Annotated in this window: 21 protein-coding genes; 8 read left to right on the top strand and 13 right to left on the bottom strand. The window is 42.5% G+C overall.

All coding sequences use genetic code 11. The features are described from left to right. The first annotated feature begins 195 nt into the window (after positions 1–195). The 3 genes from CHF41_RS01165 to CHF41_RS01155 are packed head-to-tail and all read left to right on the top strand — an operon-like array spanning position 196 to position 2,175. Positions 196–522, top strand: coding sequence for a PadR family transcriptional regulator (locus CHF41_RS01165; protein WP_119875642.1), 327 nt, complete (start codon positions 196–198; stop codon positions 520–522). Next, entirely contained in the window at positions 509–1,096 is a 588-nt protein-coding gene (locus CHF41_RS01160) for a DUF1700 domain-containing protein (protein ID WP_119875641.1), read from the top strand. Before CHF41_RS01165 ends, CHF41_RS01160 begins: the two co-directional genes overlap by 14 nt. Next, complete coding sequence (locus CHF41_RS01155) at positions 1,093–2,175, top strand: DUF4097 family beta strand repeat-containing protein (protein ID WP_119875640.1); 1,083 nt, start codon at positions 1,093–1,095, stop codon at positions 2,173–2,175. The genes CHF41_RS01160 and CHF41_RS01155 overlap by 4 nt, the downstream gene beginning before the upstream one ends. Before the next feature lie 103 nt (positions 2,176–2,278). Here the strand turns inward: CHF41_RS01155 and CHF41_RS01150 are convergent, their stop codons facing one another. From CHF41_RS01150 to dinB, 3 genes are all read right to left on the bottom strand, one after another. Beyond that, the gene (locus tag CHF41_RS01150; protein ID WP_240622962.1) at positions 2,279–3,202 is read right to left on the bottom strand and encodes a 1-phosphofructokinase family hexose kinase; all 924 of its coding nucleotides are present in this window, start codon (positions 3,200–3,202) and stop codon (positions 2,279–2,281) included. Between the two features lie 207 nt (positions 3,203–3,409). After that, a complete protein-coding gene (locus CHF41_RS01145) occupies positions 3,410–3,667 on the bottom strand; it encodes a phage holin (protein WP_119875639.1) in 258 nt (85 codons plus the stop codon). A gap of 78 nt (positions 3,668–3,745) precedes the next feature. Next, positions 3,746–4,810, bottom strand: coding sequence for a DNA polymerase IV (gene dinB / locus CHF41_RS01140; RefSeq protein WP_119875638.1), 1,065 nt, complete (start codon positions 4,808–4,810; stop codon positions 3,746–3,748). A gap of 209 nt (positions 4,811–5,019) precedes the next feature. On the opposite strand from dinB, the gene pflB reads away from it, so the two are divergent. Beyond that, positions 5,020–7,362, top strand: coding sequence for a formate C-acetyltransferase (gene pflB / locus CHF41_RS01135; RefSeq protein WP_119875637.1), 2,343 nt, complete (start codon positions 5,020–5,022; stop codon positions 7,360–7,362). A 206-nt stretch (positions 7,363–7,568) separates the two neighbouring features. Here the strand turns inward: pflB and CHF41_RS01130 are convergent, their stop codons facing one another. From CHF41_RS01130 to gla, 3 genes are all read right to left on the bottom strand, one after another. Further along, positions 7,569–8,516, bottom strand: a complete 948-nt coding sequence (locus CHF41_RS01130) for a serine hydrolase domain-containing protein (protein ID WP_119875636.1) — start codon at positions 8,514–8,516, stop codon at positions 7,569–7,571. Beyond that, entirely contained in the window at positions 8,513–9,244 is a 732-nt protein-coding gene (locus tag CHF41_RS01125) for a CppA N-terminal domain-containing protein (protein WP_119875635.1), read from the bottom strand. Before CHF41_RS01125 ends, CHF41_RS01130 begins: the two co-directional genes overlap by 4 nt. Before the next feature lie 398 nt (positions 9,245–9,642). Then, entirely contained in the window at positions 9,643–10,494 is an 852-nt protein-coding gene (gla, locus tag CHF41_RS01120) for an aquaglyceroporin Gla (protein WP_119877111.1), read from the bottom strand. Between the two features lie 92 nt (positions 10,495–10,586). Between gla and CHF41_RS01115 the strand changes: the two genes are divergently transcribed. Further along, a complete protein-coding gene (locus tag CHF41_RS01115) occupies positions 10,587–12,857 on the top strand; it encodes a Xaa-Pro dipeptidyl-peptidase (protein ID WP_119875634.1) in 2,271 nt (756 codons plus the stop codon). 268 nt (positions 12,858–13,125) lie between these two features. Here the strand turns inward: CHF41_RS01115 and CHF41_RS01110 are convergent, their stop codons facing one another. Both CHF41_RS01110 and CHF41_RS01105 read right to left on the bottom strand, forming a co-directional pair. Then, positions 13,126–14,289, bottom strand: a complete 1,164-nt coding sequence (locus CHF41_RS01110) for an SIS domain-containing protein (RefSeq protein ID WP_119875633.1) — start codon at positions 14,287–14,289, stop codon at positions 13,126–13,128. A gap of 689 nt (positions 14,290–14,978) precedes the next feature. Further along, positions 14,979–16,571 (bottom strand): serine hydrolase, encoded by a 1,593-nt coding sequence (locus CHF41_RS01105; RefSeq protein WP_119875632.1) that lies wholly within the window; start codon positions 16,569–16,571, stop codon positions 14,979–14,981. 767 nt (positions 16,572–17,338) lie between these two features. Here CHF41_RS01105 and CHF41_RS01100 point away from each other — a divergent pair. Continuing rightward, complete coding sequence (locus CHF41_RS01100; RefSeq protein WP_119875631.1) at positions 17,339–17,638, top strand: YbaB/EbfC family nucleoid-associated protein; 300 nt, start codon at positions 17,339–17,341, stop codon at positions 17,636–17,638. Between the two features lie 96 nt (positions 17,639–17,734). Here the strand turns inward: CHF41_RS01100 and CHF41_RS01095 are convergent, their stop codons facing one another. Next, positions 17,735–20,149, bottom strand: coding sequence for a flavocytochrome c (locus CHF41_RS01095; RefSeq protein ID WP_119875630.1), 2,415 nt, complete (start codon positions 20,147–20,149; stop codon positions 17,735–17,737). Between the two features lie 12 nt (positions 20,150–20,161). After that, complete coding sequence (locus CHF41_RS01090) at positions 20,162–20,764, bottom strand: NADPH-dependent FMN reductase (protein WP_119875629.1); 603 nt, start codon at positions 20,762–20,764, stop codon at positions 20,162–20,164. A gap of 223 nt (positions 20,765–20,987) precedes the next feature. Between CHF41_RS01090 and CHF41_RS01085 the strand changes: the two genes are divergently transcribed. Together CHF41_RS01085 and CHF41_RS01080 are read left to right on the top strand one after the other, a co-directional pair. Further along, on the top strand, positions 20,988–22,190 hold the full coding sequence (locus tag CHF41_RS01085; RefSeq protein ID WP_119875628.1) for an L-lactate MFS transporter: 1,203 nt from the start codon (positions 20,988–20,990) through the stop codon (positions 22,188–22,190). Positions 22,191–22,255: 65 nt separating this feature from the next. Further along, on the top strand, positions 22,256–23,134 hold the full coding sequence (locus CHF41_RS01080) for an AraC family transcriptional regulator (RefSeq protein WP_119875627.1): 879 nt from the start codon (positions 22,256–22,258) through the stop codon (positions 23,132–23,134). 69 nt (positions 23,135–23,203) lie between these two features. Here CHF41_RS01080 and trxA read toward each other — a convergent pair whose 3' ends face one another. The 3 genes from trxA to CHF41_RS01065 form a co-directional block, all read right to left on the bottom strand. After that, complete coding sequence (trxA, locus tag CHF41_RS01075; protein WP_119875626.1) at positions 23,204–23,518, bottom strand: thioredoxin; 315 nt, start codon at positions 23,516–23,518, stop codon at positions 23,204–23,206. Between the two features lie 258 nt (positions 23,519–23,776). After that, entirely contained in the window at positions 23,777–24,148 is a 372-nt protein-coding gene (locus CHF41_RS01070; RefSeq protein WP_338058445.1) for a VOC family protein, read from the bottom strand. Positions 24,149–24,207: 59 nt separating this feature from the next. Next, positions 24,208–26,541 (bottom strand): endonuclease MutS2, encoded by a 2,334-nt coding sequence (locus CHF41_RS01065; RefSeq protein WP_119875624.1) that lies wholly within the window; start codon positions 26,539–26,541, stop codon positions 24,208–24,210. Positions 26,542–26,673 lie beyond the last annotated feature (132 nt).

Raw genomic sequence — 26,673 nt, 5'->3', positions numbered from 1 at the left:
TGTAACCAACTAAAGTTGGAACATCTGCGTCTCTTTTTCACACAGTGCTTAGTCCGTGTTTCGTTCTCAATCTACTATACCGTTTTTCATATCAAATCTATTGACATTTTCGACTTATAGGTGTATATTTTATATATACTAAATTTTGATATATATCTAATATAAACCCATATTCAAAGCAAAGGAGGTCTTGAGATGTATTTTCCCGTACCTGCTGTACTGACGGAGTTTCTCATTCTCGCGATTTTAGAGTCCAGGGATTCCTACGGTTATGAGATTAGTCAGACCATTAAGCTGATTGCCAACATCAAGGAATCCGCCCTTTACCCCATTTTAAAAAAAATGGAGCAAAATGATTACCTAGCGACCTACTCTAGGGAATACCAAGGGCGTACTCGGAAATATTACGGCTTGACCCAATTGGGACACGAGCAACTGGTTAAACTCAAGGAAGATTGGGATACCTACACCGCTACAATCAATGGCATTATAGAAGGGAGCATTCGTCATGACAAGAACTGAATACATGGAGCAGTTAGAAAAACACCTGAAAAAACTGCCCCACAAAGAATATCAGGCAGCCGTTAACTATTTTAAAGAATACTTTGACGATGCAGGCCCAGAAGGTGAAGCAGCCTTGATCGAGGAGCTAGGCTCGCCTAAAGAAGCCGCGAGCGACATTATCAACAACATCCTCGACCGCCATATCGAAGAAGAGATGACTACAGAGCGTAAAAGTAAGACTAAAACCATTTGGCTCGCTGTAGTTGCTCTCTTGTCACTTCCCATTGCTATTCCCTTGTTGCTCCTTTTAATCGGTATTCTTTTTCTGATAATCGCAGGAGTTGTAGGACTCATCCTCTCAGCATTTCTGTTAGGACTTGGGCTCATCGTGACAGGTGGTTACCTTATCTGGGAAGCCTTTAGCCTCCTCGGTCAATCCCTCCCAGCCTTTCTCATGGGATTTGGGACAGGAATTGGCCTCATCGGTGGCGCAGCCATTCTCTATGTGATCACTGGCATTTTCGCCTACTGGTCAGGACGCCTAGTCAAGGCCCTCTTTCAATGGATTCTTAAGCGAGGTAAAACAGCATGAAAAAGAAAGTTACGATTACCCTATTAACAGGCTTTATTGCCTTGATTTCAGGCTTAATTCTTTGCGGTATTGGCTACTTTATGGGCGGTATTGAAGATATCCAAGCCGTTTCTACTCCTAGCTTGATTGAAGAAACCTACAAAGACATCAACGAAATCACAATTGATGCCCAAACGCGGACGGTTCAGATAGACGAATCCCCAGATGATCAATTCCATGTCCGCTATGCGAATTATGATAATTTCCGCTATCGTTCCCTCTCTTTGCAACAGGACAATCATACCCTCACCATCCAGGGAAAAGATCCCAAATTCCATATTCAAGGCATCATGCAATTCCTAGGACAAGAATTGGCTATCAATATGAGACGCAATCACGAACTCAGAGAATTGACCATTCTTGTTCCTAAAGGAAAAACACTTGAAAAATTAAGCGGCTGGAACTATATGGATTCTTTATTGCTCAATAAGGTCCATATCAAAAACCTCGACTGGGGTGGCTCTATCGATGCTGAGAATGTAAAACTGGAAAATGGACAACTCAGCGCATTTAGTGGCGCAACAATCTCCATTCACAATTCGCATTTGAAAGGCACAACGGTTGATGCAGCCACTGCGACACAATTTTATACAGATAGCACTCTGGAAAATGTCACCCTGCGCCAAGCCCGTACGGTTCATCTGCACAACACCAACATTCTCGGTACTACCAGCTTAGAAACAACCGACCTCTACCACTCTGAAGTCAATGTAGAACTATCTGACAAGAGTAAGAAAGATACTCAACTCGATGTAACTGCCACCTATGACTGGGAAAAGCTACGCGATACCTACTACTATCCTGGTCACTATAACAACTCTCAAACAGACGAACAGGATGACGAAGCAAAGCTTCAAGAGGAAGAATTCCAAAAAGAGCATTTAGCGCAAATGGGAATCGAAGTCGGTCCAGACTACAAGAACCTTACTGTCGAGAAAAGCAAAGACGGGGCTAAACTGATTCACAGTCCTAAAGACGCCCCAAATAAACTCATCATCAAAACCATCAATGGAAAAGTGACCTTCGGAGTCATGGACTAAAAAGAAAATATAGCAACAAGAAATCATGCAATAAGAAAACATCAGTGGTCAAACAGGCTACTGATGTTTCTTTTTATTCCATTATCCTGTAGACAATCGCGTCCTAGACTTCCTCAACGGTTACTTTTTCGAGTAAGTCTTGGTATTGCGCTTGGTCCACTTCTGGGAAATATTGCAGGCAGTTAGCTGCTGAAAAAGCTGCTGCTTCGCGGAGATACCGTTCAGGGGCTTCTTGTCGGCTCAAGCCTTTGACTAAGACACCCAAGTAAAAATCCCCTGACGCAATCGGGTTCAGCGCCTCAACACGTAACGGTGCCACTCGGAAAAAGCGTTGTCCAATCTTAGCCAAACTGCCCTTTGCTCCCATGGTGACAATCATATTTTCATGAGGCGTTTGTTCTTTCAAAATTGCCAAAATCTGCTCAGGGCTATTCTCATCCAATTCTGGATAAATATCCTTCAACTCCTCGTTGTTAATCTTGACCAAACTTGGTCGGGATTGATAAGCAGCACGTAAGGCTGCGCCACTCGTATCCACAATGGTATGTACTTTCGGGTGACGGTCAATCAACTGCTTGATATAGTCATCTGGCATGCCTTTCATCAGACTACCGGAAAAGACCAACCAGTCGCCGTCTGACAGACTTGCTTCCAATTGGCTGGTGAATTGTGCTAGCAAGTCTTCCGTCAAGTCCAAACCTTTCTCATAAAACAGGGTCACATCACCTGTCTTGGTTTCCATGTAAATATTGCAGGTCCGGGTATTTTGCGAGTTTTCCACAACCTGTAAGGCATTGCCCTTATCCGCATTCAAATCTTGAATATACTGGCCAATCCGACCTCCTAAAATGGTATGAATCACGTAGTTTGACTCGCCGTTTTCTTTGAGGGCATAAGCGACATTAAAACTTTTCCCACCAGGATATTCTCTCACCTCGCTCGGACGAAGAGGGATGTTTTTCTCAATCCGCTCCACAAGCAAGGTACGGTCCAAGGCTGGGTTAGGACACACCAAATGAATCATCATACTGAAAGCCTCCTTAGGCATTTTCTTTTATTGTAGCACCTTTTTCATGGTTTGTATATATTTATTTGTATATGTTATTATAGAGAATTAACATTTAATGTCCTTTTTTGATAAAAGTGAAATCACAATCCTTTCTACTCCCTTGCAATGTATAAACTTAAAGAGGCTAGACATACTGCCAGCCTCTTATTACCGATTCATTCTATCTCAAGCCTTATTTCTATTTCTAACAGGAGATAGCTCCAATTTATGATCTGCTATCTTCTTATCTGCTTGATTATTGAGGATCCCCAAAAAGACTAAGATACTCAAGACAATACAAATTGTCTGCTCCAACTGATTCAACTGTCTACTTAGTTCTATTCCAAAGTAACTGTAGAAAATATTGTCAATCAACATCAATAGCAAAGATACTAAACCAACCCAAAACATATGCCGTTTGATACGTACTTTCAACTGTTTCATATCCCCTCCTAAATAATATTAATTTTTAGAATTATAGCATAAAAGAAGAGAAGAAACAATCGTATTTTGATACTTCGATTATCCAAAATTCGTCAGAGTCACCCCTAGCAAGCGGATTCCCTTATTCCAATCTACGACCTCCTCGAGAATACCTTCGACCCGCTCTTGAATGACTTCAGCCTGGTCGGTCGCTTCTGCTATACTCACACGCTTGGTCAGGGTAGTGAAGTCTCCATAGCGAATCTTCAACACAATGGTGTGCCCTTTTTTCTCGTGACGCCGCATACTTTCTGCCACACGCTTCGTGAGACTAGCTAGCTCTTTCTTAGCATCTTCTTCCAGATACAACAGCTTGCGATAGGTGCGTTCCTTACCAATCGACTTGCGGACGCGATTGACCTTGACAGGAGAATTGGAAATTCCTCTAGCCTTACGGTATAAGTCATACCCAAAACGACCAAACGTATCAATCAAGGTCATCTCTGAAATCTCCAGTAAATCCGCTCCCGTATAGACCCCCATATCATGCAGTTTTTCAACCGTCTTTTTTCCAACCCCGTGAAATTGCTCTACTGGTAAATCCGACAGGACATCTATTGCCTCATCTGGTAGAATCACCGTCAAGCCATGTGGCTTTTCCATGTCTGAGGCGATTTTGGCTAAGAATTTATTATACGATACACCTGCAGAAGCTGTCAGATGCAGCTCATTCCAGATATCATGCTGGATGAGCTTCGCAATTTTGACCGCCGATTTAATCCCTTTCTTATTTTCCGTCACATCAAGATAGGCCTCATCAATACTCATAGGCTCCACCAAATCTGTATAGCGACGAAAAATCTCCCGCACCTGCTGGCCGACTGCCTGGTATTTTTCATGATTCCCTGAAATAAAAATCGCCTGAGGACAACGTTCATAGGCTTCTTTACTGCTCATTGCTGAATGCACACCAAAAGCCCGCGCCTCATAACTACAGGTTGAAACAACTCCACGACCACCAGACAAGCGTGGATCATGCCCAATGATCACAGGCTTGCCTTTCAAAGTCGGATTATCCCGCACCTCAATGGCAGCAAAAAAGGCATCCATATCGATATGGATGATTTTCCGTGATGTATCATTGATTAAGGGAAAAATCAGCATCGTTTAACCTCCTCTTCTAGTATAGCCTAACTTTCCCATTTTTACCAAAAATCGCTATATGGACAAGATGAAAATATATGAAAAAGCATGAAACCCTTGAAAGGTTTTTCATTTATTTTCAAGTATTTCTCCCTTGTATAAAGTGGTTGCAAGTGGTATAATAATAGGCATAAAGACGCACTGCGCCTAAATATAAAAGGAGAACCCTCATGTCAACAAAGGTTAAAACAAAAAATGTAACTGAAGACATTTTCGCCCAAGCTTGGGAAGGCTTCAAAGGTGATGACTGGCAAGAAAAAGCTAGCGTAACCCGCTTCGTTCAAGCTAACTACACTCCATATGACGGAGACGAAAGTTTCCTTGCAGGCCCAACGGAACGCTCTCTTCATATTAAGAAAATCATCGAAGAAACAAAAGCTGGATACGAAGATACTCGTTTCCCAATGGATATTGACCGTGCGACTTCAATCGCTGATATCCCAGCTGGTTTCATCGACAAAGAAAACGAAGTAATCTTCGGTATCCAAAACGATGAGTTGTTCAAATTGAACTTCATGCCTCGTGGTGGTATCCGTATGGCTGAAACAACATTGATTGAAAACGGCTATACTCCAGACCCACTTCTTCATGAAATCTACACAAAACACGCAACAACTGTAAACGACGGTATCTTCCGTGCTTACACATCTGACATTCGCCGTGCGCGCCACTCTCACCACGTTTCTGGTCTTCCAGATGCTTACTCACGTGGACGTATCATCGGTATGTACGCTCGTCTTGCTCTTTACGGTGCTGACTACTTGATGGAAGAAAAAGTTGCTGACTGGAACTCTATCAACGAAATCGATGAAGAATCAATCCGCCTTCGCGAAGAAATCAACATGCAATACCAAGCATTGCAACAAGTTGTTCGCTTGGGTGACCACTATGGTGTTGATGTACGTCGTCCTGCTTTGAATACAAAAGAAGCGATCCAATGGGTAAACATCGCCTTCATGGCAGTATGTCGTGTGATTAACGGTGCGGCAACCTCACTTGGACGTGTGCCAATCGTGCTTGATATCTATGCAGAACGTGACTTGGCTCGCGGTACATTTACTGAATCAGAAATCCAAGAATTTGTAGATGATTTTGTATTGAAACTCCGTACGGTGAAATTTGCTCGTACAAAAGCATTTGACGAAATCTACTCAGGAGACCCAACTTTCCTTACAACTTCTATGGCAGGTATGGGTAACGATGGACGTCACCGTGTTACAAAAATGGACTACCGTTTCTTGAACACACTTGACAACATCGGTAACTCTCCAGAGCCAAACTTGACAGTTCTTTGGTCTGACCAGCTTCCATATTCATTCCGTCGCTACTGTATGGCAATGAGCCACAAACACTCTTCTATCCAATACGAAGGTGTAACAACAATGGCTAAAGACGGATATGGTGAGATGAGCTGTATCTCATGCTGTGTATCACCACTTGACCCAGAAAGTGAAGACAAACGCCATAATATCCAATACTTCGGAGCTCGCGTTAACGTTCTTAAAGCCCTTCTTTCAAGCTGGAACAACGGTTACGACGATGTACACAAAGACTACAAAGTATTTGACTGCGTAGAGCCAAACACTTCTGAAGTCTTTGAATACGACGAAGTCATCAAGAACTTTGAAAAAGCGCTTGACTGGTTGACTGATACCTATGTAGATGCGATGAACATCATCCACTACATGACAGACAAGTACAACTACGAAGCTGTTCAAATGGCATTCTTGCCAACCTTCCTTCGTGCAAACATGGGATTCGGTATCTGTGGATTTGCAAACACAGTTGACTCACTTTCTGCGATTAAATACGCACAAGTAAAACCAATCCGTGATGAAGACGGCTTTATCTACGACTACGAAGTAACTGGTGACTTCCCACGTTACGGTGAAGATGATGACCGTGTAGATGACATTGCAAAATGGCTCATGGAAGCATTCTTCTCACGCTTGAACAAACATAAATTGTACAAGAACGCAGAAGCAACTGTTTCTATCTTGACTATCACTTCTAACGTTGCTTACTCTAAACAAACAGCTAACTCACCTGTTCACCGTGGAGTATTCCTCAACGAAGATGGCTCTGTCAACACTTCTAAAGTGGAATTCTTCCCACCAGGTGCAAACCCAACATCTAAATCTCGTGGTGGTTGGTTACAAAACTTGAACTCATTGTCTAAATTGAACTTCAAACATGCAAATGACGGAATTTCATTGACAACTCAAGTATCACCAAAAGCACTCGGTAAGACATTCGATGAGCAAGTTAATAACTTGGTAACAATCCTTGATGGTTACTTTGAAAATGGTGGACAACACGTTAACTTGAACGTTATGGACCTTCAAGATGTTTATGACAAGATTATGAACGGTGAAGATGTTATCGTACGTATCTCAGGTTACTGTGTAAACACCAAGTACCTCACTAAGGAACAAAAAACTGAATTGACACAACGTGTCTTCCACGAAGTTCTTTCAATGGACGATGCTGCTCGTGAAATTGCAGGAAACTAATATAAAAAAGTAGTTCTGAAAAATCAGAACTACTTTTCTTATTGATTATTGTCTATGTATAGTGGATTGAGAAAGGAATAGGAACAGAAAGGAGCTGCAGATAGAACTGACGTGAATTGAGGATTACCCCATAATCTCTATTTCCAACCTTCAACAGTCCACTGGACTCTTGAAGCAAAGCAACTTAACGATATCCTAGCCTTTATTCAGTTCACTATAAGTTCAGCTTGGCTTTCCAAAGCCATCATCATTACTTGATAAAGCTCCCTGCGTTTTTCAATCCATAAAGGACGGTCGTCCTTGTCATAGGTGCGGTTGGTGAGAAAAATGGCTGCCAATTGCTTTTCAGGATTGACCATGATAAAAGGACCTGTATAGCCTGTATGATCTAACCAGCCACCGTCTTTTAAGCTCCAGACGACCGAACGCGATTTGGAAGAGCTGATATTCTGAGCTAGATTTTTCGCAAAGTCCCCTTTTAGATACTGATTGAGAAAAGTTTTCAGATCAGCTACGGTCGAAAAGAGGCCTGCAGAACCACAGTGAAGCCCTAGCACTTTGGCCTTGGGATCATGGACGATCCCTTCCGGCTCTCCCTTAACCGTTGGAACAGCTGTCACAACTGGTCCAAATTGTGTCTCTTTCATACCCCACGGTCTAAAAATGCGCTCTTGAAAGATTATATCTAGCGACTGTCCGAGTAATTCTTCGAGCATAAAGCCAAGCAAAATCAGATTGATATCGGTATAGCGAAAGTCCTTATCATCAGTCACCCGAATCTGGTCAATCGCTGCTTTCAGCTCATTAAAGCCCAAGCTATCTCGATTTGGAATATAGGGATCAATCCCTGTCGTATGGGTGACCAGCTGGCGAATGGTCACACTGTCATCGTGGAAACGAGGATAGTAGTTCTTTAAGGGTTTATCTAGCTCAATTACACCTTCTTCTAGCAAAAAAATTAGGATTGTGCCCACTCCGACAACTTTTGAAACAGATGCCAGGTCATAGGTCAATCCCGCTTGTGTAGGCTCATTTTCTTGACTATAGCCTAGGTAACACTCTTCCCATTTGCCATTGTAATACAGAGCCAAACTCGCTCCTCGGTACAATGTTTCAGCCATTTGCTGGTCAATTTTATCTAAGATAGCCTTCATTTTTCAAACCACAATTCAATATTGCTCATATCAGTCGTATGCAAAAAGCGCTCTTTCTTATCCTTGAAAAAGGGAGCCTGAAGCTTTTCTTCAATATCTGCCCAATTTGTATCTGCTGGAACAGGAATGCGCAAGCTGTCCAAATCCCAAGTCGTTTCTGCCCCCACTAGCAAATCTTCACCTGCTGCTTCACGGAAATCAACAATGTTCTGATCTGGTAAAAGTTGCGCATAAAAAGCGCGACTTGCTTCAGGATGCGGTGTGTTAATCACGATTTTTTCAACTGAAAAGGCTGTTAATTTCTCAAAGCCGTCCAAAGTACGAAAGGCAACTGGCGGTAAGATTTCCACAAGCTTTGATGCATCTTCTTCTGCATGGAGTAAGAAGCGGTCATTTTCTGGCGAGATGCTTTCAAAAGCATAGCCATTTGCTCCTTTATAAAGCTTGGTAAAAGTTGCGCCATTGGCCAATAGAGCCTCAATTTCTGCTGGATTGTCCACATGAATCACAATCTTGTGGAGCTTTTTTGTCCCCTTGACAGCCCGTGTCCGCATGCTTGGTGATTCAATCAAAACAAGCTGAATAGCTGCACTTTCTAAAGCACCAAATTCTGCAAAAGCAGCATCTTCCAAATAAGTCTTAAAACCAAGATGGTCTTCTAAAAATCGCTGGTTCGCTCCACGATTGTTAATCCGAATAGCTGGAATCATCTTTCTTACTTTCATCATATCCGTTTCCCTTATTCAATCAATACTTCTCTATTGTAAAGGAAAACGCTAAAATTTACAAATAATTGACTGTAGATTGAAAGTAAAATCTGCTGCCCTTGTCCGTCTTCCTGTTTTGATTTAATATTAGGCAAAACGAGTTAACAACGGTTAAACAGATTTTTGACGAGTATATAAAAAGAGGCTACAAGGGCTCTGTCAGAACGTGACAAACCCTATTAGAGATAGAAGAATGTCTATTTTGGGGTTGATTGCCATATAGAAGAAATTCTTAGAAATGTTGATATAGCGGTATTATTAAGAGTTTTTTGATTGAAAAGACAAAGAAAAAGATTGAAGAAAATTGTCCAAAATGAACTTTTTCTTCAATCTGAAAGAGGCCACAAGGCCTTTGTTTCTTATCCGTAGATGAGTTTGTAAAGTGCGATAGCACTGATACCTGCTGCGATTGGTGCAACAACTGGTACCCAAGCATACCACCATTTTGAGTCTGCTTTGGCTTGACCAAGAACAGATTTTGGCAACAAGTGGTGCAAGATACGTGGACCTAAGTCACGAGCTGGATTAAGCGCTGGACCAGTTGGACCACCGACAGCCGCTACAAGCGCCATTACCAAGAAACCAAGTGCCAAGTGAGCTACGTTCAATCCTGGGTTTAAGAAGTTGCTCATTTGCATTTTCAAGGTTGGATTTGATAAGTCCGCACCTTGTTTTGTTAAAAAGCCAACCACTTCTGCACCGAAGTAATGTTTGGTAATCGCCATTGCACCAAAGAACAAGACGAATGAACCAAAGAACTCGTTTAAGAATCCGTTACTCAATGAAGCTTTACGGCTCGCTACCGTACCGTCATCAAGGGCTGAAATCGTTGAGAATGAACCCAAGATTGGATTTGGATTTTCTGTTTTCAAGAAGTATGGGCGGTAAACGCCAACAACCACTGCTTGACCTGCAATCGCTCCAAGTAATTGTGCTGCGATATAGCCTGGAACCATTGCCCAATCAAAGTAGCCTGATACAGCTAAACCAATGGTGAATGCTGGGTTGATGTGGTTTCCAGAAACGTTACCAAACATCAAGGCTGGCATCATAACCGCTAGACCATATCCGATAGCAATCAAAATCCAACCTGCGTTGTTTCCTTTTGTACCTTTCAAGTCAACATTTGCCACTGTTCCGTTACCTAAGATAACGAGCAAGGCTGTTGCAAGAAATTCTGTAATGTACTTAACATGTACTGCTACATCCATTTTTGTCATATCCTCCAATAATTTTTCGACAAATACTATTCTATCAGCTATAATAGGTAATGTAAAGACTAATTTATCATTTAGGAGAATGTATGCGTTTTAATCAATTTTCTTATATCCAAACATCCCAAAAAGCTATGCTAAAGGAACTGGCAGATGTGGGATTTCCCCTCCAATCTGAGTTGAGTGACAAGGAAAACTTGGAGCGTTTTGTCAGAAAAGCCCTTTTCTTAGCAGGTAATACCGACATCGCTTTGTCAAACCTCCTTGCCGACTGGGAGATGGATCTCTTGACTTTTTTCCAATCTGATGCAGAATTGACAGATTCCATTTTCTATCAAGTGGCCTTGCAGCTCCTAGGTTTTATCCCTGGACTAGACTATACAGATGTTCAAGATTTTGTCTCCACTAGCCAATTTCCAATTCGCTACAGCAATCTGATTGAAAACCTCTACCAGCTACTTGTAACACGAAGCAAGTCTGGCAATACCTTGATTGACCAACTGGTCAGTGACGGTCTGATTGCAGAAGACCAAGACTATCATTACTTCAACGGAAAGAGCCTTGCAACTTTCTCAACCAGCCAGCTTATCCGTGAAGTGGTCTATGTCGAAACGCCTGTTGATACGACCCATTCTGGTCAAACAGATTTGGTCAAAGTTTCGATTTTACGCCCTCATTTTACAGGGAAAATTCCTGCTGTCATCACCAACAGTCCTTATCACCAAGGAATTAACGACAAGGCGAGTGACCAAGCCCTACATAAAATGGAAGAGGATCTTGCAATCAAAGAGCCTAGAAAGATTGAACTAGGGCAGACAGAGCCTTCCACCCTTCCTTCTGATGAGCGCCCGCTTCCTATTGGCACTACAACTGAGAAGTTGGGCCACATCGACTCTTACTCACTCAATGATTATTTCTTGGCTCGTGGTTTTGCTAGCATCCATGTCTCAGGTGTAGGAACCCTTGGTTCAACAGGCATGATGACCTCAGGCGACTACCAACAGGTCTACAGTTTTAAGGCTGTGATTGACTGGCTAAACGGTCGGACGAGAGCCTATACAGACCACACCCGCTCGCAGCTTGTTCTTGCTGATTGGGCAAATGGCAAGGTGGCAACAACCGGACTTTCCTATCTAGGAACCATGTCCAACGCCCTTGCAACAACTGGAGTAGAGGGGCTAGAAGTCGTGATTGCAGAAGCTGGTATTTCTTCTTGGTATGACTATTATCGGGAAAATGGGCTTGTGACAAGCCCTGGAGGCTACCCGGGTGAAGACTTGGATAGCTTGACAGCGCTGACCTATTCTAGAAGCCTACAGGCAGGCGATTTCCTGCGCACCAAGTCCCAGTACCAAGCCGCATTTGACGCAGAAAGACAAGCTCTTGAGCGCCACTCTGGTGATTACAATCACTATTGGCACAACCGCAACTACCTACTCAAAGCAGACAAGGTCAACTGTGAAGTCGTCTTTACCCACGGCTCACAAGACTGGAATGTCAAGCCGATTCACGTGTGGAATATGTTTCATGCCTTGCCAGAGCAGGTATCCAAGCACCTCTTCTTCCACAATGGTGCCCATGTCTACATGAACAACTGGCAATCGATTGACTTTAGAGAGTCGATGAACGCCCTACTCACGCAGAAACTGCTTGGACAAGAAAACCACTACCAACTTCCAGAAATCATCTGGCAGGACAACAGTCTGGAACAAAACTGGACAGAACTAGCTCAGTTTGGAGGACAAACAGAACAGAGTTTCCCACTTGGAACGAATGTCCACACCATTTACAACCAGTATCCCGAAGAAGTATTTGCAACATACGGCAAAGCCTATCAAACTTTCCTTAAAGACCTATTTGAAGACAAAGCTCAACAAATTACGATTGACATTCCTCTTGCAGAAGACTTGCATCTCAACGGACGGGCGCGCCTCAAGCTTCGTGTTAAATCTAGCTTAGCCAAAGGGCTCTTATCTGCTCAAATCTTGGATTTGGGACCAGCCAAGCGCCTCGCTCCCATTCCAGCTATGAAAGCCCGTGCTAGTCTCGACAACGGTCGCTTCTACGCTATGGAAAACCTCATGGAACTTCCATTTGTCGAGAGTCCTTACCGTGTCATCACCAAAGGCTATCTCAACCTGCAAAATCGCAATGACCTACTCACCATTGAAGCAGTGCCTGCAGGAGAATGGATGGATCTTGAGTGGGAATTGCAGCCGACTATTTACAAGCTAGGCAAGAACGCTACTCTGCGCGTCGTCCTTTATACAACCGATTTTGAATGTACCATCCGTGACAATGGCGACTGGCAGATTAACGTAGATTTGAGTAATTCAACCTTGATCATGCCACATGAATAACAAGCGAAATAAGATTGGCTCCCTAATGCACAAAAGAACACCCTGAGTGTGTTTTTATAGCGGATTGATAAAAGAATGAGACAAGGCTTAAAAACCTAAAAACAGGAAAGTATGTACTACTCTCCTGTTTTTTTATTCAATATAGGTGATTCCGTTACTTCTGAGAGGAAAAACGTGAATCGTAGAAATCTAGTCTTCACTAAGAAAAAGATAATAGGGTAAAGCGTCTCTCTTTCCTAGCAAACAACAAATCCCGCCCTTTTGAATCCTACAATGGGTGAATGGTTACTCCCTCTACGACACGGTTAACGGTTCCTGTTGGGGATGGTGTGTCTGGGAGGTTCTTGCACTTCAAGGCTGTCATAATGGCAAAGGTTTGACCAAACAAAATGTATGGGAAGGTCAAGAAAACATCTGGCAATTCGGAACCGCCTTCGGCAAGAACAAAGTTTGGCGCCTCAGTGCCTGCGAGTTTATCTGCAGAAAGAGCCACCATACGAGCCGCAATCTGATCACCATACACTTCATTCACCAAGTCCACATCGTATTTTCTTGTATAGGCATCGTTTGAGGCAAAAAGAATGACAATTGTTTTTTCATTGATGAGCGATTTTGGTCCATGACGGAAGCCGAGTGGTGATTCATACATGGTCGCAATTTTTCCAGCGGTTAATTCCAAAATCTTCAACTGTGCTTCATGGGCAAGACCATAGAAGCCACCTGCTCCTAGATAGATGACCCGTTCAAAGTCTAGGTCAACCAATTCTTGCACATAGTCTTCACGGTCTAAAACATCCTGACCAAGGCGAACAATCGTATCTACCCAGCCTGCTTTTACTTCTGCAGCTTCTGGTGAGAAAACGAGCAAGGCTGTCAGGGCCATACAAGTGTAGCTACCTGTCATCGCAAAGCCCTTGTCGTTTGACAATGCTGGCTGAAGCAAGAGAAGATTATCAGCATCTCCTTCTGAAGCAATTGCTAATTGACCGTCTGGTGCGCACGTAATGGTCACTTGATATAGGGTATCAACTAATTTTTTAGCAATCTCAACTGTTGCTAAACTCTCTGGAGAATTTCCGCTCCGCGCAAAGGAAACGAGGATTGTTGGAATATCTGCCTGCAAATAGTCATGTGGACGACTAACAATTTCAACAGTACCAACTGTCACAAAACGAATCCGCTTCGTGTCATTAACTCGATTCAAATGATTAGCGATACTTTGGCCAACAAAATCAGACGTCCCAGCACCTGTAAAGATGACTTGGACAAAATCATGCTTAGCCTTAATGTCATTCAAAAATGCCGTAATCACTTCTAATTTGTCATGGTAAAGCTGATATGCCTCTTTCCACAAGCCCGGTTGCTGATAAATTTCAGGCGCTGTAATAATCGCACCTAGTCTTTCCAATTCTTCTTTTGGTAAATGAAACATAGGACCCCCCTTAGTGGTTATAACCAGTTTTTCTTTTATTATACTCCATAAAAACGCTTTCGTCAATATAAAATAGGTTAATATATTAAAAATATCCTTCGTCCTCATTCTGAAATATCTTTTCCATTCCCTTAGCTAACAAAAAAAGAAATCAGAGTTGGGTTTTCAGCTTCTTCTCAATTCCCTAAAATCGTACATTACGGTAGAAATTCATTGGATTATTCATTTTTAACATTAGAAAAGGCGTCTAAATATTAAAAACAACAGCCTAGTATATTCTTCATAACATACTAGGCCAATCCAAAACATCTGACGCCTGAAGCAAATATCTAATCGATTCAAAAGAGTATCTTTTCGCTGTTTATAAAAATACATTTTGTCATATCATCATACATATCACAAGATAAAAGGGCTGGGACAGAAGACCCAACACCCTTATTTTTATAGTTTAATTAGTTTGGCGTATATCAATAGTCAGGGGAGTGACTATTGATACCTGAGCCTAGAAACTAGAGAGCGAGGATAGTCAGGGGAGTGACTATTGATACCTGAGCTTAAAAATTGGAAAGCAAAGACGACAAAATTAATTTCTACGAAATCACGATTGAGTCCCACTCCCAGAAGAGAGGATAAGTACTTTTAGAATTGAGTATAGCTTGGATTGATGGATGGATAAGCGGTTATCGTTTCTATTCCAGCTCTGCCATTTCTGTATGGGTTTCGTTTAAAGCAAGTATAATATGATTCAAGGCTGAAACAGTTGTATTAAGCATTGGTAATTTAGCGTCAGCATCTGTCATAATAGCAATGATATAGGGACCAGTTTTGGCATAGACAATGCCTGCATCACTAGCTGCATGATAGCCTGGATAGCCAATCCATCCTGCTTTACTACGGACACGATACTGGCTGCCTAAAACACTCTTAATGGGCGATAAGTTTGGATTTTCAAACCACAGACCAACCTGCTGACCTGTCTTATCATTGGTAAAATACTCATAATTCCGTTGCCATAACTTGAAGAGTTCACGACTGCTATAATATGGATAGAGATTTCTAGCAATACTAGTCCGCACACCTGCTTCGGATGCCCAAGCAGATAGACTAGAAAAACCGTAAGTATTGGCCAAATATTCATAGCCTTCGTTGCTAGAATAACGTAGCACATTTTGCATGGTTCCAACACTATTTCTAAGAGCACGTGGGTTCTTAGCAGCCAAACTTGCAACAAATGGACCTTTTACAGTACTTGCTGAGTAGAATTGCTTGTCAGCGTTATATTCTCCCCCTTTTTTTGTATGGACATCAATCATGACAAAGCCTATATCATGGCCTTGAGCTTGGAAAGATTTGATTGCTGTTACTAATTGAAGCTTAGCAGATGATGATAAGGAATACCCTCCAGAAGTTCCAATTTTAGCAGCAATAGCCTCATCATGCGCATACTGCGTTTGGATAGGATTTCCCAGACGCAGAGCTTTAAATTGCACTCCTTCTTGTTTCCAATTATGCTTTGGTAAAATGCCATATTCATTAGTATCAGTCGTCCAATGATGCAAACCACGTAGACGAGCATTGTATAGACGGTAAATGGAAACATCTCCATCCGAATAAAACACTGGATGACCGTTATTATCCTTTTGCCATCCATGACGACTGGTCAGAATACTGACTTCATTCATATCAGCTGTATAAAGATGATTTTGAAGAACTGGGTTATAGAGGCGATAAACTGGTTTTCCCTTGCTAGGTGCATACCAAGCTACTCCCTCATAGCCCCAGCCATGTCTACTATAGAGAACATTTTTTTCATTCACATCTTGTGTATATAAGTGTTCTCCATTCAATCGATTGTAAAGACGATAGATAGCCACTTCAGCTGTGGCGGATTCTTTTTCTGTCTCAGCTGTAGCTGGAAGAATATTCTCTTGATTTTCTGGACTTGAAGTGTCAGATGGCTCCAACACAGACTGATCTGAATCTATTGTCTCAGTCGCTGAGGTTGCCGGTTCCACCTCGGGCACTTCTTCTGTACCTGTACTTGTCCCAGTATCCGTTGAAGCCTCACTCTGATCACTCGTACTTGGTTCTGGCTCTTCAGACTGACTAGTTGAAGTCACTGTTTGGCTACTAGTTATTTCTGCATGAGTACTATTTTCTTCTACCACATTCGAAGATGGCGAACTATCCGTTTCTTGGGCTTGAAGAGATGTCGGAGTTACTCCTACAAAAAATATCCAAAAGCCTACTAACAATACGCTTACAACTGAAGATTTTTTCATCTTATTCTCCTTTTTACATACCCCATTATTATACCTAACATTTATTAATTTGTAAATATCCGCTACCGACCAATCAAAAACCGTTCGTAGGGTACTGCTTCCCCAATATGAGATAATAAGAACCTGTATTCACAAATCAGCAACTCTATTCAGAGCTTATTTTACTCCACTATAAAAATCAAAATCTGACTAGCTTCCACAATTGAGAATTGTGGAAGGTTGGAAATAGAACGAACGCAGCTCACCCCTTGCAATTGAGAATTGTGGAAGGTTGGAAATAGAACGAACGCAGCTCACCCCTTGCAATTGAGAATTGTGGAAGGTTGGAAATAGAACGAGCGCAGCTCACCCCTTGCAATTGAGAATTGTGGAAGGCTGGAAATAGAACGAGCACAGCTCGTCTCCACTGACCTACTAGTTCGGACTGATGGCAGCTGAGGATTATTTCATAATCCCTATTTCCAACCTTCAACAGTCCCCCGGACTGTTGGTAGCTGAGGATTATTTCATAATCCTTATTTCCAACCTTCAACAGTCCCCCGGACTGTTGAAGCAAGGTGAGTTAACGATGTCAGGCTTTGATTTTTTAGGAGTATAAGCTCCCAATTAAAATTACTTTGCTTATAAATACAGGTTCTAAATAATGACAGTTTTTATTTGTTCAATATTTTACAAAACAAGAAAGACACGGTGACTACTAGCCCGCATTAAAATATGGTATAATAGAGTCATTCAGTTTCTATTTATTATCCAAAGGAGAAAATACTATGATGAACATGCAGCAAATGATGAAACAGGCGCAGAAATTGCAAAAGAAAATGGAGAAAAGTCAAGCTGAACTGGCAGCAACAGAGTTTACTGGGGCATCTGCTCAAGACTTGGTGTCTGTCCGCTTTACTGGCGATAAAAAGCTGGTCTCAATCGATTTCAAGCCTGAGGTAGTAGACGCAGACGATGTAGAGACCTTGCAAGAAATGACCATTCAGGCAATCAACCAAGCCTTGACAAAGATTGATGAAGCTACACAAAAAACGTTGGGCGCTTTTGCAGGTAAGTTGCCGTTTTAGGCATTTTTTCAAAACTAGAAGACAAAAAGAAGAAGGTTGGGCCCATTACCCGACCTTCTTCTTTTAGAATGTACACAGTTTGACGCGGTATTTCTGCTAATTGCAATATTCTTTGACCGCTGTCTGACCTGCTATACGGCCAAAGGTGAAGATATCTGTTAGTGAATTGCCGCCTAGACGGTTTCCAGCATGGAGACCTCCTGCCACTTCTCCAGCAGCATACAAGCCTGCAATAACGCGTTCCTGGGTATCGAGAACATGTGTTTTCGGATCAATTTTCAAGCCACCCATAGTGTGGTGAACAGCAGGTTTCCGAGGGGTCGCATAAAACGGCGCCTGTACACATTTAAGGTCAAAACCTCCCTTATGAAACTCTGGATCATAGCCGTCTTCCACATATTGATTATAGCGACGGATAGTATCGACCAATATTTCAGGTTCGATATGGATTTGCGTAGCCAATTCTTCTAGGGTATCAGCACGGAAGAGGGTGCCAGCTTCCACTTGGGCATCAATTTTCTCTTGACTAGTATTATAGGCAGTTTCTTTAATGCGATCATCTGCGATGAGATAGAAGAGACCACCATTGTCAATGGCTGCTTGAGATAATTTATCACGACTGCCATATTCATCGACAAAGCGTTTGCCTTCTTGATTGACCATGATAAAGTTTGCTGGGGGAACCTGCAAGCCAGAAAAGAGTGCCCCTGTTACTGGATCAGAAACTGGCATCATTTGACTAAAGCCCATTCCAACAAGGTCCGCACCGACAGATTGACCAAGGATAATACCATCACCTGTCACCGCAGGGGTGTTAGAAGTTGCAATATCGTCATCAATTTTTGTCCAGTAGGTGTTGTATTCTTGCAACATTTTGGTATTAGCACCAAATCCACCAGATGCCAATACGACTGCCTTAGCACGAATTGTCAAGGTCTGACCATTTCGTCCAGTAGCGACGATGCCTCGCACAATTCCACCTTCAACGATTAACTCTTTTACAGGAGAATCCGTCAAAATCTGTCCGCCTTGCTCTTTGACGAAGCGCTCCAAAACTGATATAAAGGCATAACCCATTGGTTGAACAGGCTTATGACCACGTCTCCAAAGAGCCCCAACTGGCATGGTAACATCTGAATGGTCGAATTCAACTCCGATTTCCTCTAACCAACGGACAGACTCTAAAGCATTTTCTGTCAAAATTTTCAAGAGACGATAGTCCCCATGGATTTCATGACCATTTAAATCCCGGCGTTTTCCGCCGATATAGGTCTGAATGCGGTACAAGAGCGTTGAATCAAAGAGATAACTTGGATCTTGCAAATATTGCTCTACTTCCAATTTCAATGCACGGAAATCATCTAAAAACTCAGGGTCAATTTCAGCCTCATCAAGGGCAATTAAATCTCTCAAGTTATGATCTTCACCCGGATGTGCAGCAAAACCTTTTTGCCAATGTGGATCAGGCGCATTCATTGGTCCACCAGCACGTACGGTGTTCCCACCAATTGCGGGGAACTTCTCAACGACCATCACTTGTTTGCCTTCTTGTAGTACGGCTGCTGCAGCCGCAAGACCAGCACCACCGCCTCCAACGACAACAACATCTGTTTCATATTCCTTGTCTTCTTTATCCAAGGCAGATGGTGCCTTGCTACGTTTGCGAAGAATATCTGGATTCGCACCAGCTAGTTTGACCGCCCGAGCAACGCCATCTAATACCCCTTGTGAGGTCACCGAAGCACCTGAAATGGTATCGACATTCAAGGTCTGTCCCTCGATGATTTCACTTGGAATGCGAGTAAAGACAATGTCTGCAATTCCTGAAGATTCACCTGAGGAATCAATATCTATTTTTTCAATCTTTTCCTCTGACAAAGTGACAAACATCGGCAATTGTCCATTATGTCCTTGAGTGGTTACCGAGTAGGTTCCGGGTTCAAAATGAATTTCTTCAGGCATACTCAATTGGCTTGCAATCGTAACAAAGCGTAAGAAACGATAGAAGCAAGACTCTAGGAAGTCGATGGTTCCTTCCGATTTTAGACGACCAGCTTCATCAAATGCTTGATGCGCACGTCCGAGCAAAAATTCACTTCCAGGCATGACTAAAGCATTGACCCCTGGTGCATCTAAAATTTGACGTAGATGAAGCTGCGCTCGTGAAGACCCCTGAACATTATAGGAGGCCCCAACAATCATCACAGGTTTTCCATCCAAAGGATGCACATTGAAAGATAGCCACTCAATCAAACTATTCAGACTAGAAGGAATGGTGTGATTGTGCTCAGGAGTTGCAATAATCACACCATCTGCCGCTACAATCTTTGTGTTAAAGAGTTGAATGATAGGCGAGTCTGTCTGGTCATCAGTTTCATTAAACATGGGAACATCTTTGATTTCCAAAATCTCAATTTCTGCTTTATCCGCAAAATGGGCTTGCATAAACCGTAAGAGCTGACGGTTTAGGGATTTTTCAGCATTTGTGCCGACGATACCGATTAATTTCATCAAACAGGCCTCCTATTCTACTGTTTCCCAAGCAAAAGCTCGCTTATTGTCTGTGTCTGCTTGTTGCACCAGCTGATTGGTCAACTGGACAAATTGTTGAAATTCTGCAAAATGCTCTTCTAATTCCAAGACTTTTTCTTCATGATGCAAACGATACTGATCATCCAAGGCTTGTTCTGAGTGCCCCAGGAAAAATTCTGTTCCTGGCATGACACGCGCTTTCAATTCAGGAGCATCCAAAATTTGACGCAGATGAGCTTGGGCACGAGAAGTTCCTAGAGAACCAAGCGAGGCGCCGACAATCATGGTCGGTTTATTGATTAGTACTCGACTGGTATAGGCAATCCATTCTAAGGCTGAAGCGAGGGGTGCTGGAATCGTATGGTCATACTCAGGTGTCGCAATGATAACCCCTTCTGCCTCCAAAATTTTCTGCGAAAACTCTGCTACTGCAGCGGGAACCGACTTATCTGCAGGCTCATTAAAGGCAGGGAGGTCCCTGATTTCCAATACCTCAATATCTGCTTTCTCACGAAAGTAGTTCGACATAAAATGCAACAATTTACGATTGGTTGAACGATCTGAATTCGTCCCAAGGATAGCCACCAATTTCATATTGTTACTCCTTTCACAATCTTTTGATAATACTATTATACTATTTGGCTAGGTTTTGTAAACGTTTTATCGAGCAAATCCGTGCTATTGTATTCATTTTTCTGACCATCCTATCACTTTCATCAAAAAGATGAGGATTTTTTCAAAAGATGATTGACACCTTAATTTACTTTCTGTTATAGCGTTTGTGAAAAAAACAAACAAACTATTGAGGAGGTTCACTATGAATCGTTCACTGAATCGCTGGCAAGTCATCATGGCTTCCACTGCTATTTTATTATGTACAGGTGCCATCTATTCCTTTAGCGTCTTCGCAAAACCTTTGAGTGTTGAAACAGGGTGGAGCATGCCACAAATCATGCTAGCCTTTGCGATTAACTCTGCCATCGGCCCTATTCCGATGATCCTAGGAGGCTACTTAGTTGATAAAGGATACGTCAAATGGACGATTACACTAGGAGCTGTCCTTTTTGCATTCGGCTTCATCCTGACTGGATTTGCTAGTAGCCCTGTCATGCTCTATTTAAGTTATGGAGTATTAGCAGGCCTCGGTCAAGGATTTGCTTACTCTGGAGCTTTGAGCAACACCATTCGCCTCTTTCCTGACAAACGAGGATTGGCTTCTGGTATATTGACAGCCGGAATGGGATTTGCTGCTGTTATCGCCTCTCCTATTGCCAGCCATTTGATCCAAAGCAATAGCGCTAGTTTTGCTTTCAGGACACTGGGAATGGTCTATCTCATCGTTGTTCTGATTGCCAGCTTCTTCATCAAACCTGCGCCAGCAGGCTATCAACCAGAGGGGTGGACTCCTCCTACACGATCTGGACAAGCTACAATCACTAAAAACTGGAAAGAAATGCTCCGAACACCTATTTTTTATGTGATTCTATCCATGTTTTTCGTCGGTGCATTTTCTGGTTTGATGATCGCTTCACAGGCCTCACCAATCGGTCAATCGATGTTTGGGCTTTCAGCTGGAACAGCTGCACTATATGTCAGTCTCTACTCAATTAGTAATTCAAGTGGACGTTTCATCTGGGGAAGTGTCTCTGATAAAATCGGTCGTAGTCAAACACTACTCATCATCTTTTCTGTCGTCATTGCCTCACTCCTTATCTTGACCCTCGTTCCTGGCCAAATGGGCTTCTCTATAGGAATTATCGGACTTGGTATTTGCTTTGGAGGGGTCATGGGAGTCTTTCCGTCTATCGTTATGGAAAATTATGGACCGGCAAATCAAGGGGTGAATTACGGAATTATCTTTACAGGTTATTCGTTAGCCGCCTTTTTCGCACCTCGTCTAGCCATCCAATTGGCCAATGCTAATAACGGAAACTATAGTCAGGCCTTTTATCTCTCGATTGCCTTTGCAGTTGTTGGGCTTGGGCTTAATCTTATTTATATCAAAATACACAAAAAGTGACCTGAATAGCCCTGCTTAGGCCTATGAATTTTGGTATAATCGTATAAAAGAGATAGGAGGGAAATATGGCAAACTATTCGCGGTATATTAAAGACAATCCTTCTGGTTTTCCCTATCACTATGAAAAAATGCACCTGATGCCTCAGGATTCTGATATCATGTACCACGGGCATCCGGAATTAGAAATGATTTATGTCCAAAAAGGGAGCGCCTACTACCATATTCATGCGGAAGCCTTTGCGAGTTCTCCTGGCGATATTATTCTGATTCAACCAACTTTTTTACATGCTATTAAGCCAATCGCAGGAAAAGAACAGCAATGCCAACTCTTTCGGATTGACCTAGACAATCTGGGACGTTCCCACATTGAATTGTTTAGCCAACGCTATATTCAACCCATTTATACAGGGCATTTTCATCTGACTACACGGATTCAGCCCACTATGCCAGGCTATGAGGAAATTAAGGGTTGTCTGCTAGCCATCTTTGCCCTGGTGCACGACCAAAGCCTCTACTATGATGTACTACTGAAGTCAAAACTATATGAATTTTTCTATCTTTTATTTAAGTATCGCCATGTCAACCGACACTATAGTGATGAGACCTATCACAAGTATCAGAAATTGCGCGATTTAATTCAGTATATTGACGATCACTTGGCAGAGCCTCTCACCATTGATGCCCTAGCAGATTACTTTGGCTACAGTCGCAATCATTTTATGAGTATTTTCAAACAGCATACGGGAAGTTCCTGTGGGGAATTCATCCTGCAAAAACGCCTCAACAAGGCTTGCGAATTGTTAATCCAGACCATGTTGCCCATTGCTGAAATCGCTCCTCTTGCTGGCTTTGATAATTTATCCAATTTTAATCGGCATTTCAAACGGCGCTTTCAATTGACGCCTAGACAATATCGGAAGCGCAAGGGAGTAAAGCAGAAATAGTCCCCTGACTAAGCAAGGTTGTACAATAGAAAAAAGCTGAGAACTTTTTCCGTTCTCAGCTTTTTTCTATTACGCCAACTCAGCGATAATCGCTTTGAGTTGCTCTTTGCTGTGGACACCAGCGACTTGTTTTACGACTTCTCCGTCTTTCTTGAATAGAAGAGTCGGGATTGACATAATACCAAATTCACGGGCGGTGTTTGGATTCTCATCGACATCCATTTTCAAAATTTTCAACTCATCTTCATGAATTTCTTCTGCTAATTGCTCCAAAATCGGTGCCTGCATACGACATGGGCCACACCAAGTTGCCCAAAAATCAATCAACACAAGACCTTCTTTTGTTTCTTCGACAAAGTTTGCATCAGTAACTGCTTGAACCATAGTTGTTCTCCTTTTTTTCTTTGTATTGTTATTCTACACCAAAAGGAAACTTTTTCAAAATATTTGCTACGCAGGGCAAATATCTATGACATAGTGAATTCTTGGTAGCATTCCTCAATGTCAAACAAGTCCAAATCCGCCTGATTAGCAACTATATAAATCCCCCTCTTAATAGCCTACCCTTCACATCTGTCAAAGGGGCAGTTGTTTAGAGGTTACAATAATAGCACCGCTTCCTTACTATTGAACTAGAAATGCTCAATTTGTAAATCGCAGCAAATAGCCATTGGGGTCTTGCAGGAGAAATTCGATTTGCTCTATAGCGATACCATTAACGAGATACGAATTTCTTGTCAACTCTCTATAAATCTTGATTTGCTCCTTTTGAATCGTTCGATAGAGTTCTTCCACATGGTCACAAGCGATTGAAAAATTGATTCCTTTCCCTAAGGGATATTCTAATTCACCAATATTCCAGCCATCGTCGTGGATTTGCTCAAACATAAACTGACTACCCTCAAACGTCATAAAAGCAAACTTGTCTTCTTTGCGCTCATACTCTAGTTTAAAACCTAGGGTTGCATAAAAATCTTTTGTTTGTGTCATATCAAAGACAGATAATTCTGGAATAAGTGTATTGAACTGTCTGGCAAGCTCTCCTTATCTTTAAGATCATCTACCACTAGTTATTATTTAAAGGTCACAATGGTAGCACCACTACCTCCTGCATTCTGCGGGGCATAGCCAAATTCTTTGACCTGCTTGTTGCGGCGAAGATACTTGGTCACTCCCTCACGGATGACACCTGTTCCAATACCGTGAATGATGTCTACCTGAGACAGATTGTTGAGGAGAGCTTGGTCGACAAATTCATCCAGTTCCTGCATGGCTTCTTCATAGCGTTTGCCACGCAAATCAAGGCGAGCCTTAGGCCCTTTGCCAGTTGTACGTTTGACGACATGGACCTGCTTTTGTTTTGGCTTTTCTTCTTTTTCAGCCTTCACAAGGGTAAATTCATCTGCTTTTAGGGTCATCTTAATCAAACCAACTTGGGCTTCCCAACGTCCGTCTTTTAACTGCTTGGTCAAAGTGCCTCTCTGTCCATAACTGGTCACTAAAATATCATCACCCACGCGCGCTGCCTTTTCTTTTTTGGCTTTTTTTAAGACCTTATTTTTCGACAAATCTACGACTTCTGGTGCTAATTTTTTCAGCTGACTTTTGGCTTCAATAATCTGATGCGGTTTGAGACTAGCCTGACTATGGAGATTTTTCAGAATCTCATCACTTTCAGCCAAAGCCAAGGTTACAATCTCCTGAGCCTCCAAACGTGCCTTATTTAACTCACTTTCTTTCTCCCGTGAAAATTCATGATAGAGTTTCTTCAAGACTCGATTCATCTTGAGATTTTCCTGCTCGACTTCACGAATCGTGTCCAGACGCTTGCGACTTTCTACTGTCTGTGCTTCTAACTTTTCAATAATTTGATTAACATCACTGTCGGTCTTTGTCATGCTTTCGGCATCGCTAATAATAGCTGTTGATAAGCCGAGACGCTTTGCAATCTCAAAGGCATTAGAACGCCCTGGAACGCCCTGCATGAACTTGTAGGTTGGTCGCAGACTCTGGCTATCAAATTCCATACTGGCATTTTCCACGCCAATTGTCTCGATTCCGTAGGCTTTTAATTCAGGATAATGGGTGGTCGCCATGGTTTTAATTCCCCGCAAGCGCAAATCTTCCAAAATCGCCATGGCAAGGGAGGCCCCCTCTTGTGGATCAGTTCCCGCTCCCAATTCATCAAATAAGATAAGGGAATCTTGGTCAGCAGTCGCTAAAATATCCACTGTATGCGTCATGTGGCTTGAGAAAGTAGACAGACTCTGCTCAATCGACTGCTCATCTCCAATATCTGCAAACATCTCTCGGAACAACCCAACCCGACTGCCCTTATCTGCTAAAATCGGAAGACCAGACTGGGCCATGAGATGCGTCAGCCCCAGTGTTTTGAGCATAATGGTCTTACCACCTGTATTGGGACCTGTAATCACGATGGCGGTTAATGCTTCCTTAAAATACAGATCATTAGGCACAGGATTAGCCAAGAGCGGATGACGAACATTTAAAAGGGCAATATCCTTAGTCAGGGATAAGGTTGGAATCGTAGCCTGATAAGTACGGGCAAAGACATGCTTGGCACGGATAAAGTCCAGATGCCCAATTACCCAAGCGTTGTTGCGAATGATACGACTATGGGGACGCAACATATCGGATAATTCCTGCAAGATCCGGCCAATCTCATGGCGTTCTTCTGCCTTAGCATGGGTCAGTTCCTCATTGAGGGAGACGATTGCACGCGGTTCGATATAGACGGTTGAGCCTGAGGCTGAAATATCATGAACCACACCTGAAATGCGATTGCGGTAGGTATTTTTGACAGGAAGGACATTTCGACCATTACGGCTAGCTAGAATGGTGTCTGTCAGCATATCACTCTTGGTCTTAAGCATATCTTGCAAGACCTGTCTGATCTGATCTTCAGACTCGCGAATCTTCCTGCGAATTTGCATCAATTTTTCACTGGCAAAATCTTCGACAAAGCCCACATTATTTATCGCCTGTAAACTCCCTTGGATATGAGGAAAGAGTTCAATTTTTTCAAACAAGGTCGGCAACTGAATCAAGTCCACATTTTCCAACTGTTGATAAAAATCGACCAATTCTTTTGATACTTCCAAGACCTTTTTGACAGCCAATATCTCAGGAATATTGAGGTCAGCTTCCAAGTCCAATCGTTTCATGGCAGGTGCTATATCAACCGTCGCTCCCAAGCTAAAATGAGGGTGTTCTACGAACAACTGGGCCATGTCAGTCACTTCATCAAAGGCCTGCTGAATTTTCGCCGCATCTGTCATGGGCATAAGCTCGCCTAACTCAACAGCCCCCTGTTCTGTCAAAATAAGAGGTTCAAACAAGGACTTGACCTTGTGAAACTCTAGGATTTCCATAATTTTTTGATTCATATTCTTTCTCCGAGGATTTTCCCCTTTTATTTTTCACGGGTATTTAGGTGATACTAGTTTAAAATACTCATTTTATACTCATCAAAAATCAACCTCTGATGTCGTTAACTCACCTTGCTTCAACAGTCCGGG

The organism is Streptococcus respiraculi (genome assembly GCF_003595525.1).
Classification (GTDB): domain Bacteria; phylum Bacillota; class Bacilli; order Lactobacillales; family Streptococcaceae; genus Streptococcus; species Streptococcus respiraculi.
The sequence above is the reverse complement of the archived record's forward strand: the minus strand, read 5'-3'. Positions and strand labels throughout refer to the sequence as shown.

What these genes read in the sequence shown, in the direction of transcription:
- CHF41_RS01090 (WP_119875629.1), bottom strand. Translation starts at nt 20,764, where the DNA reads ATGAAATTGGTGGCTATCCTTGGGACGAATTCAGATCGTTCAACCAAT.
- CHF41_RS01100 (WP_119875631.1), top strand. Translation starts at nt 17,339, where the DNA reads ATGATGAACATGCAGCAAATGATGAAACAGGCGCAGAAATTGCAAAAG.
- CHF41_RS01110 (WP_119875633.1), bottom strand. Translation starts at nt 14,289, where the DNA reads ATGTTTCATTTACCAAAAGAAGAATTGGAAAGACTAGGTGCGATTATT.
- CHF41_RS01155 (WP_119875640.1), top strand. Translation starts at nt 1,093, where the DNA reads ATGAAAAAGAAAGTTACGATTACCCTATTAACAGGCTTTATTGCCTTG.
- CHF41_RS01130 (WP_119875636.1), bottom strand. Translation starts at nt 8,516, where the DNA reads ATGAAGGCTATCTTAGATAAAATTGACCAGCAAATGGCTGAAACATTG.
- CHF41_RS01105 (WP_119875632.1), bottom strand. Translation starts at nt 16,571, where the DNA reads ATGAAAAAATCTTCAGTTGTAAGCGTATTGTTAGTAGGCTTTTGGATA.
- CHF41_RS01125 (WP_119875635.1), bottom strand. Translation starts at nt 9,244, where the DNA reads ATGATGAAAGTAAGAAAGATGATTCCAGCTATTCGGATTAACAATCGT.
- CHF41_RS01165 (WP_119875642.1), top strand. Translation starts at nt 196, where the DNA reads ATGTATTTTCCCGTACCTGCTGTACTGACGGAGTTTCTCATTCTCGCG.
- CHF41_RS01080 (WP_119875627.1), top strand. Translation starts at nt 22,256, where the DNA reads ATGGCAAACTATTCGCGGTATATTAAAGACAATCCTTCTGGTTTTCCC.
- CHF41_RS01095 (WP_119875630.1), bottom strand. Translation starts at nt 20,149, where the DNA reads ATGAAATTAATCGGTATCGTCGGCACAAATGCTGAAAAATCCCTAAAC.
- CHF41_RS01150 (WP_240622962.1), bottom strand. Translation starts at nt 3,202, where the DNA reads ATGATGATTCATTTGGTGTGTCCTAACCCAGCCTTGGACCGTACCTTG.
- CHF41_RS01065 (WP_119875624.1), bottom strand. Translation starts at nt 26,541, where the DNA reads ATGAATCAAAAAATTATGGAAATCCTAGAGTTTCACAAGGTCAAGTCC.
- pflB (WP_119875637.1), top strand. Translation starts at nt 5,020, where the DNA reads ATGTCAACAAAGGTTAAAACAAAAAATGTAACTGAAGACATTTTCGCC.
- dinB (WP_119875638.1), bottom strand. Translation starts at nt 4,810, where the DNA reads ATGCTGATTTTTCCCTTAATCAATGATACATCACGGAAAATCATCCAT.
- trxA (WP_119875626.1), bottom strand. Translation starts at nt 23,518, where the DNA reads ATGGTTCAAGCAGTTACTGATGCAAACTTTGTCGAAGAAACAAAAGAA.
- CHF41_RS01145 (WP_119875639.1), bottom strand. Translation starts at nt 3,667, where the DNA reads ATGAAACAGTTGAAAGTACGTATCAAACGGCATATGTTTTGGGTTGGT.
- CHF41_RS01115 (WP_119875634.1), top strand. Translation starts at nt 10,587, where the DNA reads ATGCGTTTTAATCAATTTTCTTATATCCAAACATCCCAAAAAGCTATG.
- CHF41_RS01160 (WP_119875641.1), top strand. Translation starts at nt 509, where the DNA reads ATGACAAGAACTGAATACATGGAGCAGTTAGAAAAACACCTGAAAAAA.
- gla (WP_119877111.1), bottom strand. Translation starts at nt 10,494, where the DNA reads ATGGATGTAGCAGTACATGTTAAGTACATTACAGAATTTCTTGCAACA.
- CHF41_RS01085 (WP_119875628.1), top strand. Translation starts at nt 20,988, where the DNA reads ATGAATCGTTCACTGAATCGCTGGCAAGTCATCATGGCTTCCACTGCT.